14 protein-coding genes are annotated in these 17,997 nt (G+C 44.3%); 3 read left to right on the top strand and 11 right to left on the bottom strand.

Features of this window, described 5'->3' with window-relative positions; translation table 11 throughout:
* Positions 1–99: 99 nt before the first annotated feature.
* From LN893_RS12040 to LN893_RS12030, 3 genes are all read left to right on the top strand, one after another.
* A complete protein-coding gene (locus LN893_RS12040; RefSeq protein WP_229970362.1) occupies positions 100–261 on the top strand; it encodes a hypothetical protein in 162 nt (53 codons plus the stop codon).
* Positions 262–408: 147 nt separating this feature from the next.
* Positions 409–798, top strand: a complete 390-nt coding sequence (locus LN893_RS12035; protein WP_229970360.1) for an endonuclease domain-containing protein — start codon at positions 409–411, stop codon at positions 796–798.
* Positions 799–894: 96 nt separating this feature from the next.
* Complete coding sequence (locus tag LN893_RS12030) at positions 895–5,838, top strand: DNA repair ATPase (RefSeq protein WP_229970358.1); 4,944 nt, start codon at positions 895–897, stop codon at positions 5,836–5,838.
* Positions 5,839–6,102: 264 nt separating this feature from the next.
* Here the strand turns inward: LN893_RS12030 and lepB are convergent, their stop codons facing one another.
* The 11 genes from lepB to LN893_RS11975 form a co-directional block, all read right to left on the bottom strand.
* Positions 6,103–7,209, bottom strand: coding sequence for a signal peptidase I (lepB, locus tag LN893_RS12025; protein ID WP_229970356.1), 1,107 nt, complete (start codon positions 7,207–7,209; stop codon positions 6,103–6,105).
* A gap of 15 nt (positions 7,210–7,224) precedes the next feature.
* On the bottom strand, positions 7,225–7,941 hold the full coding sequence (gene dapB / locus LN893_RS12020) for a 4-hydroxy-tetrahydrodipicolinate reductase (protein WP_229970354.1): 717 nt from the start codon (positions 7,939–7,941) through the stop codon (positions 7,225–7,227).
* Complete coding sequence (locus LN893_RS12015) at positions 7,938–8,597, bottom strand: DUF5683 domain-containing protein (protein ID WP_229970352.1); 660 nt, start codon at positions 8,595–8,597, stop codon at positions 7,938–7,940. The genes dapB and LN893_RS12015 overlap by 4 nt, the downstream gene beginning before the upstream one ends.
* Positions 8,598–8,603: 6 nt before the next feature.
* Positions 8,604–9,518 carry a ParB/RepB/Spo0J family partition protein gene (locus tag LN893_RS12010; RefSeq protein WP_229970350.1) on the bottom strand — a complete coding sequence of 305 codons (915 nt, stop codon included), beginning with the start codon at positions 9,516–9,518 and terminating at the stop codon, positions 8,604–8,606.
* 17 nt (positions 9,519–9,535) lie between these two features.
* Positions 9,536–10,318: a ParA family protein gene (locus LN893_RS12005; RefSeq protein WP_229970349.1), complete on the bottom strand. Its 783-nt coding sequence runs from the start codon at positions 10,316–10,318 to the stop codon at positions 9,536–9,538.
* 7 nt (positions 10,319–10,325) lie between these two features.
* Entirely contained in the window at positions 10,326–11,006 is a 681-nt protein-coding gene (locus LN893_RS12000; RefSeq protein WP_229970347.1) for a metal-dependent hydrolase, read from the bottom strand.
* 276 nt (positions 11,007–11,282) lie between these two features.
* Positions 11,283–12,119, bottom strand: a complete 837-nt coding sequence (gene purU / locus LN893_RS11995; RefSeq protein WP_229970345.1) for a formyltetrahydrofolate deformylase — start codon at positions 12,117–12,119, stop codon at positions 11,283–11,285.
* 199 nt (positions 12,120–12,318) lie between these two features.
* Positions 12,319–15,261 (bottom strand): FAD-binding and (Fe-S)-binding domain-containing protein, encoded by a 2,943-nt coding sequence (locus LN893_RS11990; protein WP_229970343.1) that lies wholly within the window; start codon positions 15,259–15,261, stop codon positions 12,319–12,321.
* Positions 15,262–15,599: 338 nt separating this feature from the next.
* On the bottom strand, positions 15,600–16,427 hold the full coding sequence (locus tag LN893_RS11985) for a YsnF/AvaK domain-containing protein (RefSeq protein WP_229970341.1): 828 nt from the start codon (positions 16,425–16,427) through the stop codon (positions 15,600–15,602).
* Between the two features lie 74 nt (positions 16,428–16,501).
* Entirely contained in the window at positions 16,502–16,966 is a 465-nt protein-coding gene (locus LN893_RS11980) for a YsnF/AvaK domain-containing protein (RefSeq protein ID WP_229970339.1), read from the bottom strand.
* A gap of 402 nt (positions 16,967–17,368) precedes the next feature.
* Positions 17,369–17,959 (bottom strand): hypothetical protein, encoded by a 591-nt coding sequence (locus LN893_RS11975; protein WP_229970337.1) that lies wholly within the window; start codon positions 17,957–17,959, stop codon positions 17,369–17,371.
* Positions 17,960–17,997: the final 38 nt, after the last annotated feature.

Genomic DNA, 17,997 nt, shown 5'->3' with positions numbered 1-17,997 from the left:
ATTGAAATATGGAAATGACACAGTTTAAATTACACTCCCGACAGCAACGGTCATGTTGATTTCAAATCAAACCTGCAGCGCTTTATCAACCAGTTCGGTATGACCTCCGACGACGTGCGCAATATGAGTGTATCAGCCCTGCTTCTGAAAATGATGCAGAACAGTGCTGATGACGAAAGCACATTGAGCACCCTAAAGCAGTTGACCACTGCAGCCACTGCCATGGGCATTGCCGATAAGCCTTACATTTCATTAAATTAAACTCTCCCCAACCCTCTCCTGAAATCAGGAGAGGGTGCTTTAATGAAGTACTACAGAGAAAGGCCTTTCTGATTGGTAAATAAGGTTTGTCCCCTTGAGGAGACCACAGGGGTGTTTACATCAGCGAATATTTTAGAAAAGGTTGACATGAGTTTACGAAACAGTATTATCCCCTACAGAAGGGATTTAAGAGAGAAAGCCAGAGAACTACGAAAGAACAGTACCCTCTCAGAAGTTCTGTTGTGGCAGGAAATCAAAGAAAGAAAAATGCATGGTGTTCAATTTCACAGACAAGTACCGGTGCAGGATTTCATAGTTGATTTTTACTGCCACGAATTAAGATTAGCCATTGAAGTAGATGGTAAGAGCCATGAGTACAAAGTAAGCTATGATAACAAACGGCAACTTGAACTAGAGCAGTACGGGGTGAAATTTCTGCGCTTTGATGACCTGGAAGTGAAGAAAGACATAGGAAACGTAATCAGGACCATTAAGCATTGGATAGAGGAGAAACAAGAAAGCGATTCACAGATGTGAGATTCGTTAATGTAAAATTCCTATAATCCCCTCAAGGGGACAATCTTCTTGAAAGTTTAAAAAACAAACTTTAACCACATCAAATCCTCCAACACCATGGATGATAATTCTATAATTACTCCACAAGCAGCCGCCGAAGATGCGGTAAAGCTGGAGGGCGGAACCTACGAAATACTGCGCAACCGCCTGCAGAAAAGCGGGACAGATCTTCGTACTCAACTTGGGCAGCTGAACCAGGAGCGGAAGAAGGTGTTTGGAGCCATCGAGACAAAGCTGCTGGCTACCGACCACATCACAACCGAGAACAACTGTGTGCCCTGGGACATGGTGCCGATTGGGTATAACATGCTCTTTGGTTACAATGTGCACATAGGGCTAAAGTCAGAGGTGGAGTTGAGTGATGTGTTTGGTATTTATACCTATGCCGACCACAGCTTTCATCAGCAGTCACTGGAGCTCATCGGCAATCAGACTTTCAAAGACGATTTTCAGAAGTTATACAAGTACTACAAAAACACGCAGTTCGTTAAGTTTGCCCTCATAGGAACGCACCTATACATGGTATTTCGCATCGGAAAAAGCGCCAACGACATTAAAACTTTTAAGTGGGTGGTGCAGGGCGATAAACTGGTGTACCTTGACAACCGCAGCGACCATGAGTACGTGTTCCCGAACCAACACGACTTCACCTGGAGTCGCACGGTGCGGGAGGCCCAGCGCAAAGGCAAGCACCCGCATGTATCTATTCAAGACAAAGTTTTTGTTGAAACCGTAGGTGGCGATTTAACTATAAAAGTAGAAGACAACACTGATTCTGGTCATGGCATTTATTCAGAAGAAGTAGACGACAAGGATCAGTCGCTTGACGATTCTGAAATCTACTATGCTATACTTGGCAACATCATCCTGCTCAAGATAAGGCCATACCGCGAAAACAACTACCGCTACTTCGTTTTCAACTTTAAACTGAAAGAGGTGAAGCGGATAGATGCACTGGAGCAAAGTTGCGTGCTACTTCCAGATAATCAAGGCATCATCTATCCTTATGGATATTACCTGCAGACAGGTGAGTACAAGGAGTTCGATAACAACCTGCAGAACATGCTGTTCGAGAAGCGCATCGTATCGCCGAACGGGGAGGATTTTCTATATGTTTTCTACAATAAGGAGCAGGGTATTTATTTGCTGCTTTCCTATAATCTGATCAACCAAAAAATAGAGATCCCGATCATCTGCCACGGCTATGCAATTTTTGAGAATGGAGAGCTAAACTACTTCAAGGCAGATGCAGAGCCGCAGAAGCACCATGCGGTGCAGATCTGGCAAACGCCTTATATCGGGCCGAACTACAGCATCCCTGTTACGCACGATTCATACTTGTACAAGATCGGCAACAAAGAGATTGTACGTGCCATGGCCGAGTGTACCGAGTTACTGGCGTTGCTGCAGAAAGACGATTCCTACACCAATCTATACTTAGACCTGATCAAGCTTACCACCAATATACTGGACTCTTACCATTGGCTGAGCCGTGAGGAAACCTATAATCTGGCGGCACCTCTTTCGGGTGTTCGGCAAACGGCCACAGCAGCGGTAGAGGAGTATGAGAAGGTGCTGAGCATCCGAAAAAGCACAAAAGCTCAGGTCGAGAAAGTACTGGGGCAGGCGGATGAGCTAATAAGTAAACTGAAGCACCAAAAAGGGGAGCACATAAATGACTATGTGAAATACTTGGCGGAGCTTCGTTCGGTGCGCGGCGAGGTAGTGTCGTTGCGCGACCTCCGATATGCTGACCTGATGAAGGTAGAGGCCTACGAGGCGCAGCTGTTAGACTTTGCCCAAAATACGGCCAATGCTACCGTGGCTTTCCTGTTGAAGGATAATGCTTTGCTGCCGTACAAGCAGAAAGTACAAAGTGTAAATACTGCCATTGATGCCGTGGCAAAGGTGGTGGAAGCCGATGCTATTGATAAAGAGATTGCAGGTATCGCCACGGAACTGGAGATGCTGATTGATGTGGTGAGCAACCTGAAGATTGACGATGCGACCCAAACCACAAACATCATTGATACCATTTCAAGCATTTACAGCACGTTCAATCAGGTAAAGTCTACCCTGAAGCGCAAACGAAAAGAGCTGCAAAGCCAGGAGGGGAAGGCCGAGTTCAACTCACAGCTAAAGCTTATCAGCCAAAGCGTGATCAACTACATGGATGTGTGCGACACGCCGCAGAAATGCGAGGAGTACCTGGCTAAGCTGATGGTGCAGCTGGAGGAGCTGGAAGGTAAGTTTCCTGATTTTGATGAATTTATTGAGCAGCTTACGGTAAAGCGCGAAGAGGTCTATTCTGCTTTTGAATCGAAGAAGGTGGCTTTGCAGGAAGCCCGAAGCAAACGCGCCAACAACCTGCAACAGGCTTCAGAGCGAATTCTAAAAGCCGTACAAAGTCGTATCAGCAAGCTCGAAAGTATAACCGAAATAAACGGCTACTTTGCATCAGACCTGATGGTGGAGAAGGTGCGAAATACAGTGGAGGAGCTGCTGAGTATGGGCGATACCGTAAAAGCGGACAACATCCAAAGCCGCCTGAAAACGGTAAAGGAAGATGCCATTCGCCAACTGAAAGACAAGCAAGAGCTCTTTATAGTTGGGGAGAATGTGCTGAAATTCGGTACGCACCACTTTACTGTAAACACACAGCCTTTTGAGTTCAGCGTGGTGCACCGTGAGGGGGCAATGTTCTTTCACCTAACAGGCACTAATTTTTTCGAGAAGATTTCTGATGAAGCTTTCATCAGCTTTGAACCTGTGTGGGAGCAGACGCTGGTATCAGAGAATCACGAGGTTTACCGTGCAGAATACTTAGCCTACCAGGTGCTGCAAGCCGCGCAGGACAAAAGTTTAACAGGTGTAACGGGCGAAGGTCTGAAGCGCCTGACAGTAGACGAACTTTACAAGCTGACAGAGACGGAGCTAAAAGAGTATGTAGCAAAGTTCATGGCAGCGCGCTTCAACGAAGGCTATACCAAAGGCGTGCACGACCACGATGCTGCGCTGATACTTGGAGCCATGGTACGACTGACGAAAACGGCTGACTTGCTACGCTATACTTCTGAAGCTCGGGCCTGTGCGCAACTGTACTGGAATGTGTTTGCTTCTGAAAAGCGGAAGGCTACGCTGCACCACCAGCTGAAAGGCATAGGCGCCATCCTGCAGGTATTCCCAGACACGTACCAGTTTGATAATGTGATGGAGGAACTACAGCAGGAAATGCAGACATTTCAGCAGGAGACAACACTTTTCTTAAACACCAATGCAGCGGAGGCGGGAGAGTACCTGTTTCATGAGCTAACCCGCGGCAATCATTTTATAGTTGATAAGCTTGCAGCTAATTTATATGATGGTTTCAAACATCATCTTGCTGAGAAGAAAGCAGTATCCACGTTTGATGCCTCAGTTAAGGCACTGGAGAAAAACCATGTAGAGCAGTTTGAATTGGTGCAGCATTGGTTAAAGGCTTATGTACTGCAGTCTAACCAACAGGATAAGCTAGTTTATACTTCGGAAGCAGCTGTGTTGCTGCTCAGGAATGGCTATAACGGGCAGCACGTCATCAATACAGTGTTGCAGGAAACGCTGGCAAAGCTGCAGGGGGTGCACCAGGTGGTGGCAGAGCAGCAGTATCGGTTGCAGTACCATACTTTCCTTAGCAAGCTGCGCCGTTATACTTCAACCACTGCTACGCAATATGTAGCTTTTACAGAGCTAAAAAAACAGCTGACGCATACTTTTGAGGAGCAGTTGCGCCTGCAGGAGTTCAAGCCGAGGGTGCTGTCATCTTTCGTGCGCAACAAGTTGATAGATCAGGTATACTTGCCGCTGATCGGAGCGAATCTGGCCAAGCAGATGGGTACGGCAGGGGAGGCCAAACGTACAGATTTAATGGGCATGTTGCTGCTGCTGTCGCCTCCAGGCTATGGTAAAACTACTTTGATGGAGTACATAGCCAACCGCCTGGGCATTATCTTTATGAAGATAAACGGCCCTGCCATCGGGCACCAGGTAACAGCCATTGACCCTGCGGAGGCACCCAACGCCGCCGCACGAGAAGAGTTGAGCAAGCTGAACCTGGCCTTCGAGATGGGTGATAACGTAATGATCTACCTAGACGATATCCAGCATTGCAACCCTGAGCTACTTCAGAAATTTATCTCCCTTTGCGATGCGCAGCGTAAGATAGAGGGCGTGTACAAAGGCAAGAGCAAAACCTATGATTTCAGGGGCAAGAAAGTATGCGTGGTAATGGCGGGTAACCCTTACACTGAAACAGGTGAGAAGTTCCGCATTCCAGATATGCTAGCCAACCGTGCCGATATCTATAACCTAGGCGATATTATAGGAGATACGGAAGATGTGTTCAGGCTGAGTTATATCGAAAACTCCCTTACCTCTAACATAGTGTTAGCGAAACTGGCGGCAAAGAGCCACAAAGATGTTTACACCTTACTAAAACTGGCAGAAACAGGGAACAGCGAAGGTCTGGAATTTGAAGGTAATCACTCAGTTGAAGAAACAAACGAGTATATGCAGGTGCTGAAAAAGCTGCTTAAAATACAGGATGTGATTCTGAGGGTGAACTTGGAGTATATCCGTTCGGCGGCACAGGCTGATGAGTATAGAACCGAGCCAGCCTTTAAGCTACAAGGCTCTTATCGTAATATGAACAAGCTGGCAGAAAAGGTTATGCCAATCATGAACGACCAGGAACTGCAAACGCTCATCCTGACGCATTATGAGTCTGAGTCGCAGACCCTGACAACAGGTGCCGAAGCTAATATGCTGAAGTTTAAGGAGCTTTTGGGGTTGCAGACAGAGGCAGAAGCGCAGCGTTGGCAGGACATAAAGGCTACTTTTGTGCGCAACAACAAGCTTAAAAGCTTTGGCGATGGTAACCAAGTAGGGCAGGTGCTAGCGCAGATGGAGAATATTTCTGGCGGCCTGGCTGGTATACAAGAGGTACTGCGGAGGCTGAAGGAGTAGAGTTATCTAATATAGCAGAGTTGGATTCTCTAGGGTATATAGAATGGTAGTGTTTTTAGTAGATTCAATACTATGACTTATGGTAATGTTGCTTATTGAATTGGCTTTTGAAATTCTCAGCTTTTGGGGCGAGAGAGCTGCTGCATCTGAACGTAAAAGAAAAGCACCAGAAAAGCAGGTATAAAATCTTCAGTTTAATTAAAAAAGAAACGCCTATGCATACACTGCATAGGCGTTTCTTTTTGTAAGCATTAATTTGATACTTTAGTCGATTGTATTAAACAACCTGTTCCATCGAATGGAGCTGAGAAAGCTTCCGTAAGGGTTTGACGACATCCAGATCATGACAGCTTTACCAACAATATGATCTGCTGGTACATAACCCCAGTAGCGGGAGTCGAGAGAGTTATGGCGGTTATCGCCCATCATAAAGTAATAGTCCTGCTTAAAGGTATACTGATTTACTTCTTGGCCTTCTATAAACAACTTACCGTCTCTAACTTCTGCGTTTTCGTTGCCCTCATACACTAAAATTGCCTTTTCGTAGAAAGGTAGCGTTTCTGGTGTAATGGCTACAGTGGCTCCCTCTTTAGGTATATAGATTGGGCCAAAGTTATCTGCGTTCCACTCATACACGCTAGGTTTGTGCGGGAAGATCTCAGGATCAGCCTTGCCAGTCTCAGCTCTAACTAGAATAGCTTCTTTTATTATGCTGTTAGCTGCAAGTTCTTCAGCTTGTGCTGGAGTCGCATCCACAAAGTAACCTCCTTGCCACTCCACCACATCGTCTATCCTGATGTTGCGATCAAGAAAGAACTTAGCATTTAGCTGCGTATCTGTTGACAAGAAATACTTGAACTGCATTTCTTCAGGACTTTTAGCTGGTTTACCATTAATATAAACCTGCATGTCCCGAATCTCAAGAGAGTCACCAGCTACACCGATACAACGTTTGATGTAGTTTGTTTTTAAATCGGTAGGATGGAAATCTTCTGGCGGATAGTTAAACACCACCACATCATTATTACTTACTTCAGAGAAACCAGGCAAACGGTATGATTTCAGCTGAATAGCTTCGGAGTAAGAAGGAATATTAGTACCCCAGATGGTTTGATGCGTGAGCGGAACCTGCAACGGAGTAATTGGCGTACGCGGACCGTAGTGCAATTTGCTTACAAACAAGAAGTCACCGACCAGCAAAGACTTTTCCATGGAAGGAGTGGGGATGGTATAGGCCTCAAAAGTTGCCCAACGAATTAAGCTGGCTGCTACAACGGCAAACAGAATAGCATCGCCCCACTCACGGGCAAAGCTTTTTTTCTTTTTAGGTTCTTTGGTAACAGGCTTCTTCTCCCAGAACTTTACTTTCATGTATTTCTGCTCTTATTACAGGTTTAGCATATCTTTCATGCCATAAACGCCTTTTCGGTTTGCCACCCATTCGGCTGCCATTACGGCACCTTCAGCAAAACCAGCACGGCTATGCGCTATATGACTTAGCTCAATCTTATCTATTTCTGAAGCATAAGTGACAATGTGTGTGCCTACAACATCTGGTTCACGCTCAGAAATTATGTTCAATTTATCCTTTTTCGTCGGATTATCAGCAACCCAACCGCTTAAGCCTGAATAATGAGGCAAAATACCTTCTGCTGCGGTAATGCCCGTGCCACTCGGTTTGTCTACTTTTTGCAGATGGTGAATTTCTCTGATGCCAACTTGGTACTCTTTGTAGGCCTGCATTTTGCTGGCGATGTACTCGTTGAAATGAAAAAACAGGTTAACACCAACACTAAAGTTAGAGGCATAAAAAAAGGCTGTGTCATGCTCTTTGCAAATAGCTACAGCATCTTCAAACTGGTTCAGCCAGCCAGTAGAGCCAGAAACAACGGGTATACCATTTTTCAGGCAAGAGGTTATATTCTGAAAAGCTGCTTCAGGATGCGTAAATTCTATGGCTACATCAACTTGTTCCGTTGTATAATCTGCCAATGTATCACGATTGTCTTGGTCTACAATTCCTGCAATTTCATGACCTTTATTTTTAGCCATTTGCTCAATGGTTTTGCCCATTTTGCCATAGCCAACTAACAGAATTTTCATTTAGTTTTAGTGTATAAAGTAAGTGTTAAACTGGGTGTAAGAGTAGTAGTAGCTGGTATGTGGTACAAGCTTGGTTGTACCTGCAATGTAAGATTTTCGCCCACATCAAAGTCCTTCATGTGCGCGTGTACATACGCCTCTGCAACATTTAGTCCCCAGGCAGCTATCGATATGAGAATAGTCAGGTCGCGGTTGCGGCGATAAAAGTCTCTGCCATTACGGATATTGGTTGCACCATTGGGGTTGGCTGTTCCATAGCTAGGATGGTCTGCGTAGCGGTCTACTGTTGACGCATTGTTGTCATTTCTGATCAGGAGGGCCTGCCTGAAATCCTGGTACTTATTGTTGTTGTCTACCAAAAAGTAACCAAGTACAGCGCCAGTGGCGTAAATGATGGGAATTTTCCAGTAGGCTTTGTTGTAAGCTTGGCCTAAACCAGGTAATACCGCCGAGTACAAGGCGGCTTTTCCTGGCTTACTTAGGTTTCTTAAGTTAGCCAGGAAAAACCTGTTTTGCTCTGTTGTATCTGGTATAGCTGTTGTTGTTACTAAAGTTGAATCCTGTCCTTCGGTTATAACTTGGGCAAGAGCCTTAGTAGGAGCCAACTGCAATGCCAGCCCGAGAAGCAGTACAACTATAAATCCTGCAAACCTCATGCAGTTTTAGTAATTAAGAAGGTCTAAAATGCGGTTCAGTTCATCCACCGACACAAAAGGAATCTTGATTTCACCTTTGCCATCGTTATTTGCTTTCACCAAGATTTTGGTGCCGAACTGTGAAGAAAGTTTACTTTCTACAGACTTCAATTCCTCATCATACTTATTGAAAGAAAGCTTCTGCTGAGGATCAGGCTTTTTATTAGCGTTCTGAAGGTTACGTACAAGTTCTTCTACTTTACGAACAGACAACTCCTTAGCCACCACTTCTTTAAATACGTCTAGTTGCTTCTCAACGGTATCTATATTGATGAGGGCTCGGGCGTGTCCCATCGAAATAACATTGTCACGTAGAGCAATCTGGATATCTGGTGGTAGCTTTAGCAGGCGCAGATAATTGGTAACTGTAGTGCGTTTTTTGCCTACACGATCACCTAATTCTTCTTGCTTTAAGCTACATTCCGTTAAAAGCCTTTGGTACGAAAGCGCAATTTCTATGGCGTTCAGGCTTTCGCGCTGAATGTTTTCGATCAAAGCCATTTCCAGCATCTGCTGGTCATCGGCCTTGCGTATGTAGGCAGGTATAACTGTTAAACCTGCCATTTTAGAAGCCTGGTAACGGCGCTCACCAGAAATCAGCTGATAGGTGTTCTGGTCTAATTGGCGAACCGTGATAGGCTGTATAATACCTTGTATTTTGATAGACTCAGCCAATTCTTCCAGCGCAGCCTGATCGAAGTGCGTACGTGGCTGGTAAGGGTTTGTCTGGATCTGATCTATAGCTATATCTGCGATGGTATTGACTTCGTTAAGGGTTGAATTTTCACTTTTACCAGTGTATTTGTTGCCCTCTAATAAAGAGGTAAGGCCTCTGCCGAGGCCGCCTTTACGTTTTGCTGCTGAATTTTTGTTATCGGACATGTAAGGAAACTAGGCTATTATTTCGCCAGCTCAACGCTGTTCTTCTCTGCAATCTCGCGGGCCAGGTTCAGGTAACTTAAAGCACCTTTGCTCTCTGCATCATGCAACAAAGCAGGTATACCAAAGCTCGGCGACTCACTCAACTTCACGTTTCTCGGAATAATTGTTTCGAAAACCATTTGCTGGAAGTGTGTTTTCACTTCTTCCACCACCTGGTTTGACAGACGCAAACGCACATCATACATAGTGAGCAGAATGCCTTCTATGGCAAGCTCTGGGTTTAAGCGAGATTGTATGATTTTGATCGTGTTCAGGAGTTTACCTAAACCTTCTAAGGCAAAATATTCACACTGCACTGGTATTACTACCGAGTCTGCTGCTGTTAACGAGTTAACAGTAATAAGGCCGAGAGAAGGAGAGCAGTCGATAATAATGTAATCATAGTTATCGCTCAGGTCTTTCAGGGCAACACGCATTTTCTCCTCCCTGTCAGGCAAGTTTATCATCTCCACCTCAGCACCTACCAAGTCGATGTGAGAAGGGATCAGGTCAAGAAAATCGATAGAAGGCGACTTCAAAATAATATCTTCTGCCTTTACATCTTCTACCATGCATTCGTAAATACTGGCTGTTATGGTAGCAGGGTCAAAGCCAAGGCCAGAAGTGGCATTAGCCTGAGGGTCTGCATCTACCAGTAAGGTTTTATATTCTAAGGCTGCCAAACTTGCTGCCAAGTTAATGGCTGTGGTGGTTTTACCAACACCACCTTTCTGGTTTGCAACCGCAATGATTTTTCCCATTCTATCCTTATAGGTTTATAGACTGACCTATCTCCATCAATATTAGTTCCTTGTTTGCCATCTTAGCTACTTCCTTCACCTCTTCTTGGTCTATCTTGATATATGGAAAGGTGTCATAATGCATCGCTATGAATTTGTCTACCTGTACAAAATCAGATGCAATCAGGGCATCGTGAATGTCCATTGTGAAGTTGTCTCCGATTGGCATGAGTGCAAAATCCAGGTCGAATTGCTCTGGAATAAGTTTCATGTCGTATGTTAAAGCTGTATCTCCTGCAAAGTAGAAAGTTCCCTCTTCTGTCTCAACTACAAAGCCAGCTGCTACGCCTCCGTTAGAACCGTCTGGTAATGAGCTTGAGTGCACAGCCGTTACCATTTTTACTGTACCAAAAGGCAAAGTTACTTTACCGCCGATGTTCATCGGGTGTGTTTTCTCAACGCCTTTGTTTCCGAACCAGGTAGCTATTTCATGTATAGCTATAATGGTAGCGTTATTATTTTTTGCAATTTGCTCAGCATCATGCACATGGTCCTGATGGCCGTGAGAAAGCAGGATAAAATCAGCCTTTATGCTATCAACATCAATATCTGCTGCAAGCTCATTTGGTGAAATAAACGGGTCGAAAAGAACACGATGATCACCTATTTTAAATAAGAAGCAAGACTGTCCGTAATACGTTATTTCCATAATGTTGCTAGTATAGTGATTTAAATGCAGCACAAGTTACATTAAACTTACACAAAGATACAGTTTTTTAGCCACAAACATGGCTGGATTCCGGAACATGAAACATATTTTTATTCACTGTTCCACGGCCAGAATGTTTATAAACAGCATCACTTTATGAACGCATGAAAAGGAGCTTAGGTATAGCGAATTGTCTTTTTTAAGAGGAGGTTTATAAGGAAGCGCTTCGCTTTTGCCGCCTTAGCTATGCAGGCTACCTATAAAATGTCAAAAGATTTACTCGAAAATGATCGTCTTGTTTCTGTATACAAACACTTGCTCATTTAGCACCAGCTTCAGCGATTTAGCCAGCACAATTTTCTCCACGTCTCTGCCAGCCTGGGCCATTTCGCGGGCACTATGGGTATGAGCAACAGGAATAACGTTTTGCGCAATAATTGGTCCTTCGTCTAGCTGCTCGTTAACAAAATGCGCCGTGGCCCCAATTATCTTCACGCCTCGCTCATAAGCCTGGGCATAAGGGTTGGCTCCCACAAAGGCAGGCAAAAAGGAGTGGTGTATATTGATGATGCGGTTCGAATAATGAGACACAAACTCTTTAGAAAGGATGCGCATATACTTTGCCAGTACCACAAACTCAGGTTGGTAGCTTTTGATGGTGGCTAGCATTTTTTCTTCATGTGCCTCTCTGCTGATGCCTTCGTGGCTGATGTGGTGGAAAGGAACATTAAACTTGGATGTTAGCTCTTCCAGCACGTTATAATTGCTGATTACGGCCAACACATTGGCATTTAATTCATCAAAGGCAAATCGAATAAGCAAATCGCTAAGGCAGTGGTGTTCTTTTGTTACAAGTATGACGATATCCTTTTTCCGTTGGTCCGTGAGTTTGATTTCAACGTCTTCAGGTAACACCTGGTGTAAGTCTTTTAGCAGCTGCTCCCGATCAAATTTACCAGAAAACTCGGTGCGCATAAAGAAGTGGTTGAAGTTGCGCTCCACGAACTCTCCGTTGCTGATGATGTTTAAAGCGTACTTGTTGTAAAGCAATTGAGTAACTTCATACACGAGGCCGCTTCGGTCGGGGCAGTTGATCAGGAGTGTGTGCGTCATAGCTTCTAAAGGTTATAGCGTTTTAGCAGGAGGAGCGAATTTGCGACGGTTTAATCAGTAGCGATGGAAAGTAACTTCATTTATGTATAGAATATGCCTATAACAAAGGCTGTCGTTTCGGGCAAAGTGAGAAAGCTGGGGTGTGTTGTATGCAATATCCAGTGCTCACCTTGCTCAAAATGACACTTGGACTAATTGATCATTTCAGCGCTGCATACAGTACTTCAATCGGGTGCAGAGCTTTACGTTTTGTCCCATCATGAATTTGGTGGCGGCAGCTAGTACCTGGTGCGGCAATTATTACCTCCTCAGGTTGTTGCCGCACGGTTGGGAACAAGACCAGCTCGCCCACCTGCATCGATACTTCGTAGTGCTCTTCTTCGTAACCGAAAGAACCTGCCATGCCACAGCAGCCTGATGGTATGACCTCAACTTTGTAGTTTGGTGGCAGTGTAAGCATCTGCTGACTGTAAAGTACTGAGGAAAGTGCCTTCTGGTGGCAGTGGCCGTGCAGTTTTATAAGCCTTTGCTCTTCCTTGAAAATATCCTTCGATATATTTTTGTTAAGGATTTCCCGCGCTATAAACTCTTCAAACATCAGGCTGTGCACAGAAAGTGACTTGGCATCGGCCTCCTGGTCCTGATCCACCAAATCGATGTATTCATCCCGAAAAGACAGAATGCAGGAAGGTTCAATGCCTATAAGTGGTGTTTCGGCTGAGATGATGTCCTTAAGCATGGCAACGTTTTTCTGTGCCAGCTTCTTTGCCTCTCGCACTAAACCTTTCGACAGATAGGTACGGCCGCTTTCCTCGTGCTTCGGAATCTCTACTTCATAACCAAGTCGCTCCAGCAACAGCACAGCTTTTATGCCGATGTCAGTGTCGTTGTAGTTAGTAAATTCGTCGCAGAAAAGGTACACCTTCTTTTTTGCCTGTTCATTTGCTTTTTGCCTCTCTTTTTGATGCTTTTTGAACCAGCTGCGTAAGGTAGTTTTATGTATGAGCGGAATTGAACGCTGTGGTGCAAACCCCATCATTTTCTTAGCTATGGCTGCTGTAGCATTGTTTTTAAACATGAAGTTATAGACACCTGGGGCTAAAGATGCTAGTTGATTGGCTTTCGTAAAATTACCTACCATGCGGGTGCGGAAAGGAACTCCGTTGGCATCGTAGTAGTGCTGCAGGAACTCTGCCTTCAGTTTAGCAACATCAACGTTGGACGGGCATTCTGATTTACAACCTTTGCAGGATAAGCACAACTCCATAGAGTCCATAATTTCCTGGTGGTCGAAACGATTTTCTTTGGTGGAACGGGTAAGAAACTCACGCATCATGTTGGCTCGGCCACGGGTGGTATCTTTCTCGTTGCGCGTAACCATATAGCTTGGGCACATGGTGCCGCCAGTCAGGTGCGTTTTGCGGCAGTCACCAGAGCCGTTACATAATTCTGCTGCACGCAAGACACCTTCCGCTTGTTTAAATTTAAAAACTGTATCAAATTCAGGCGTTTCCTGGCCAGGTTCATAGCGCAGAAAAGTGTTCATAGAGGGCGTGTTCACAATCTTGCCTGGGTTGAATATGTCATAGGGGTCCCACACACGCTTCACTTCCTCTACCAGTTTATAGTTTTCTTCTCCAATCATGAAAGGAATAAACTCGCCTCGTAAGCGCCCGTCGCCATGCTCACCACTCAAAGAACCGCGGTATTTCTTTACAAGTCTGGCAATTTCTTCAGCTATGCTTCTGAATAGCCTGTTACCTTCTTCTGTTTTCAGGTTGATGATAGGGCGGAGGTGCAGTTCGCCAGAGCCTGCGTGCGCGTAATGCACACAATAAAGGTTGTACTGTTCCAGTGTATGGTTAAACTCCCGAATAAAGTCTGGCAAGTCTTGTACATCCACAGCAGTATCTTCAATAACAGCTACAGGTTTTGCGTCGCCAGGTATGTTAGAGAGTAAACCTAGGCCAGCTTTGCGCAGAGTCCACACTTTTTTTGTATCGGGTCCAAACACAAGCGGGTAGTGGTATCCTAAGCCAGCGGCTTGTAGCTCCTGCACAAGTGCTTGCGCCCGCTCTTCTATTGCTTCTCTTGTTTCGCTGGATAGTTCCACCACCAGAATTGCCCCAGGATCACCCTGCACAAAGAAACGGTTCTGGCTTTGCTCTATGTTTGTTTTCGTACATTCCAGCACGTAGTGGTCCATCAGTTCACTGGCACTAGGGTTATACTTCAGGGCAACCAGGTTTGCCCTAAGCGATTCGTCTACGCTATGGCAGTGAATGCAGAGCAGACCAGTCTCTTTAGGTGGGAGGGGGTTTACGTGTAATTTTATCTCTGTAAGGAAAGCCAAGGTGCCTTCTGAGCCAGCAATTAATTTGCAGAAGTTGAAAGGTTCTGCTTCAAGCGTAAAAGGCTCCGACTCCAATAGCAAGTCTATGGCATAACCCGTATTGCGGCGCTGAACGCTTGGCTTCGGGAATTCTGCACGAATATTGGCTTTGGTAGGCGCATGAGAAAGCATGGCTTTGGTAGCCTGATACAATCTTGTTTCCAGATCACCAGAAGTGTTTTCTCCGCGGCATTTCGCTTCAAATTCAGCTAAGGTAAGGGCGTTAAACTCTGTTTCGGTACCATCGCTAAGTATGGCCTTTACCGATAACAGGTGCTCTCTGGTGCTGCCGTACACAACAGAGTTAGAGCCACAGGAGTTATTGCCTACCATCCCACCAATCATAGCTCGGTTGGCTGTAGAGGTTTCTGGACCAAAGTACAGGCCGTGTGGCTTCAGGAAATAGTTCAGTTCATCGCGGATAACGCCAGGCTGCACGCGTACCCAACCTTCTTCCGCATTTACCTCTAAAATTTTGGTAAAAGTGCGCGATACATCTACTACAATACCGTTTCCTACAACCTGCCCAGCCAGCGAGGTGCCTGCCGTACGCGGTATTAGGGATGTTCCTTCACTTTTAGCAAAGTGGATCAGGGTCTTTATATCTGCAACAGATTTAGGGAAAGCAACGGCTAGCGGTACCTCCCGATAAGCTGAAGCATCGGTAGCGTACAGTGTACGCATAGTATTATCAAAGTAAAACTCTCCCTCCAGTTGGGTGGCTAGTTGTTTTAGTTTATCTGAGTTCATATGTCAGGAGTGGCCACTGCTTCAGTTTTTTATCTAAGCAGTAGACATTAAAAAAAGAAAAACCTATACAATCAGAAGCATCGTCTAGTGTCTGATTTGTTTATGAGTTCTTATCCCGAAGTTAGGGTGCGACGGCATAATGTCAAAGAAGGAGAGAAAATAAACTGGTAAGAGGCGTCATTGTTATTCGTTTTCAACTTTAGTGCAATAGCTTTATTCTTGGTTCTTACTCTATAGAAACGCTTTTTCAAGGAAGAATAATGTAGTTGTGGCAGGGCATAAAAATAAAAAAAGGCAGCTAAAACTTAGCTGCCTTTTCAATCAATTTATCTTTAAACTTATCGTCTGTTCGGGTTTTGTGGACCTCTCAGGTCGTCATCTTTACGAAGTTTATCTACTTCTACATCCGTCTTGCGCTCAGTTTCTTCAATACGCTCGTTACGGATTCGTGATTCTTTACCTACTTTTACTTCTTCTACCACACGGGCTTCTTTGTTTACCATTGGTATCTCAGAGTGTGCTGTTACGGTAGTTTCACCTTCTTTAAAAGTGCTTAAGTCCCTATCGGTTGCTGGACGGTTTACAGGATTTCTTTCTACATTAACCCTTTCCTCGCGCAGTCTAAGGTTTTCATGAACTGGGCGCTCGATAATACGGCTTTTTAGCCTTACGCCACCAGATTCAACCTCACGCTTTCCAATGTTTGTTTTTTCTTCAATAATTGGCACAGCGCCTGGCGAAGTTGTTTGCTGACCAGTACTTGGTGCTGCTCCTGTAACGCCTGTAGTTGAACGTAACTGACGTGAACGATCTTCAACGTCTACTGCGCCACATGAGTCTAAGATTTCAGAAGCACGCTCTGCTTCTTGCTTAGAGGTAGCATGCACTGTTACAACCCATCCTCTGCGGGCTACTTCAGAATATTTGTTAGCATCATCTTTATCCTCGAACAAAGAGTTAAAGAAGTTGCTTGTATGGTCATTGTCAGTTCTTGTAGCTGTAGCGGAAGTTGTAGCAGAAGCTGTTGTCTGACCTTCTGGGCCTGCTGCAGCTGGTTTTACCACATCCACTTTATCCTGTGCAAAGTTTGTACTTTCTAACTTTTGTGCCGCCATTTGGGCATCTATTCCTTTTTCAAAAATTCCTATTACTGTCTGTTGTTCCATAGTTTGTTTTCTTTTGTAGTTGGTTAAATTGTTCTATTTGTTATTCAAAAAATCAGCCTCTAAAACTAAAACTGCTAAAGGCCGCCATTAGCTGTATTCCCATCAGCTCTACTTATGTTAACTTCTTCTTTACGAAGCTTCACTTGTTGCGAAGTATGTGTTTCCACTTTACGTTTCGTTACATGTAGTTCTTCTACAAGCATCAGTTTCTTTACTACCACCGATACCTCTTTCAGAACAGGTATTATTATCTTATCACCTTCATAGCGAACAGGAGCAGGCGCCGAGTCAACAAATTCGTTGATGGCTACTCTTTCAACATCTATTTCTTCGTTTATGATAGGGAGGTTAACTGTCACCTCTTCTTCATGCACGTTTTTTCTGATGTTAACACTGCCAGATTCAACCACTCTTGTGTCAACCCTTATTTGTTCCTCAATAATCGGAATCACTTCAGGCTCTTGAACAGGCTGATTTTCTCTGTATTTTTTTTCAAACTCGTTTTTCAGGTTTGAACCTTCATCTATATTGTGCTCCATTGCTTTACTTTATTAGCAGAAGTTAATTTTTTGAAGCCTTTTTAATAAAGCTTACAATATTTTTTACGGGCTAAATTCACTTCTGTTATAGCTTGTGGTAAGGTATTACCACTGCAAAGAGGGATAAAAAGGCCTAAAACTTTGGTCGCAGGCCATATTTAGTAAGGCTACACCAGTTATAGCTTGGTGAATAGGTATTTAGAATTATTTTAAATTTGCACTATTTTAGATAAATGTTTAGCTGTTTTTTTGGCTTGTTAGTTTACGGGAGGCATTAAAATATGCTTCAAATTTTTGAATATAGCTATTTTTTAAACTATTGGCTGAAGCCTTACATTTATGGGAATAGAATTTAAATTGTACTTTTTAGAATGGCTTTGGAGCTGTAAATACCGCTTACTTTTACTTTTCAGCTTCTTTAAACTGGCCGTTCTCAAAAACATAAGCTTTAGGCTCACAGTTGTGGCAGTTGCTGTAGTTAACTGTAGAGTCGGGCGGGTTTAAGATAAACAGCCGACTATTGGGACTGAATTTGGCGCCAGCACTGCTCTGGATTTTATCAAGCACTTTACCGCTTTTGCTATCGATTATATAGTGATTTTGACATGCGTTTCCACAGCCAACTGTTACGACAGTATAATTTCCAGCAAAATTAACACCTTTTGCTAAGCCCTTTGTTAAAGCCGAACGGTAGGTGCGGGCATCTTCATGGCTCTCTTCGTCGAGTTTGCCAAGGCTTCCACCATACATGTTTCTTACATCGTAGTTTCGGCTGTTCGTGTACTGGTCCATCGTAATTCGGTACCTATTGTATAGATTGGAAGTATCACCAGGAGTAACAGGGGTGGACACAGAATCGTTGTTAAGTTCTTCTTCTAGTTTTGGGTGTGTGCTGGCAATTGTCTTTTCATCCTGAGAGTTTGACTGGCAGCTAAAAGTACCAAAGCTTAACAGGAGGAGAGAGAGTTTTATATTTCGTTTTAAGTACATCATAGTTTATAGTTGTAGTGCTATATACGAGGCTAGCGGGT

The sequence above is a fragment of the Pontibacter harenae genome (assembly GCF_020907245.1).
Classification (GTDB): domain Bacteria; phylum Bacteroidota; class Bacteroidia; order Cytophagales; family Hymenobacteraceae; genus Pontibacter; species Pontibacter harenae.
Note: the sequence above shows the minus strand (reverse complement) of the source record. Positions and strands in the feature narration are given on the sequence as shown.

Coding starts and splice junctions, on each gene's coding strand:
- LN893_RS12040 (WP_229970362.1), top strand. CDS start 100: ATGACCTCCGACGACGTGCGCAATATGAGTGTATCAGCCCTGCTTCTG.
- LN893_RS12030 (WP_229970358.1), top strand. CDS start 895: ATGGATGATAATTCTATAATTACTCCACAAGCAGCCGCCGAAGATGCG.
- dapB (WP_229970354.1), bottom strand. CDS start 7,941: ATGAAAATTCTGTTAGTTGGCTATGGCAAAATGGGCAAAACCATTGAG.
- lepB (WP_229970356.1), bottom strand. CDS start 7,209: ATGAAAGTAAAGTTCTGGGAGAAGAAGCCTGTTACCAAAGAACCTAAA.
- LN893_RS12005 (WP_229970349.1), bottom strand. CDS start 10,318: ATGGGAAAAATCATTGCGGTTGCAAACCAGAAAGGTGGTGTTGGTAAA.
- LN893_RS12000 (WP_229970347.1), bottom strand. CDS start 11,006: ATGGAAATAACGTATTACGGACAGTCTTGCTTCTTATTTAAAATAGGT.
- LN893_RS11990 (WP_229970343.1), bottom strand. CDS start 15,261: ATGAACTCAGATAAACTAAAACAACTAGCCACCCAACTGGAGGGAGAG.
- LN893_RS11985 (WP_229970341.1), bottom strand. CDS start 16,427: ATGGAACAACAGACAGTAATAGGAATTTTTGAAAAAGGAATAGATGCC.
- LN893_RS12010 (WP_229970350.1), bottom strand. CDS start 9,518: ATGTCCGATAACAAAAATTCAGCAGCAAAACGTAAAGGCGGCCTCGGC.
- LN893_RS11975 (WP_229970337.1), bottom strand. CDS start 17,959: ATGATGTACTTAAAACGAAATATAAAACTCTCTCTCCTCCTGTTAAGC.
- LN893_RS12015 (WP_229970352.1), bottom strand. CDS start 8,597: ATGAGGTTTGCAGGATTTATAGTTGTACTGCTTCTCGGGCTGGCATTG.
- LN893_RS11980 (WP_229970339.1), bottom strand. CDS start 16,966: ATGGAGCACAATATAGATGAAGGTTCAAACCTGAAAAACGAGTTTGAA.
- LN893_RS12035 (WP_229970360.1), top strand. CDS start 409: ATGAGTTTACGAAACAGTATTATCCCCTACAGAAGGGATTTAAGAGAG.
- purU (WP_229970345.1), bottom strand. CDS start 12,119: ATGACGCACACACTCCTGATCAACTGCCCCGACCGAAGCGGCCTCGTG.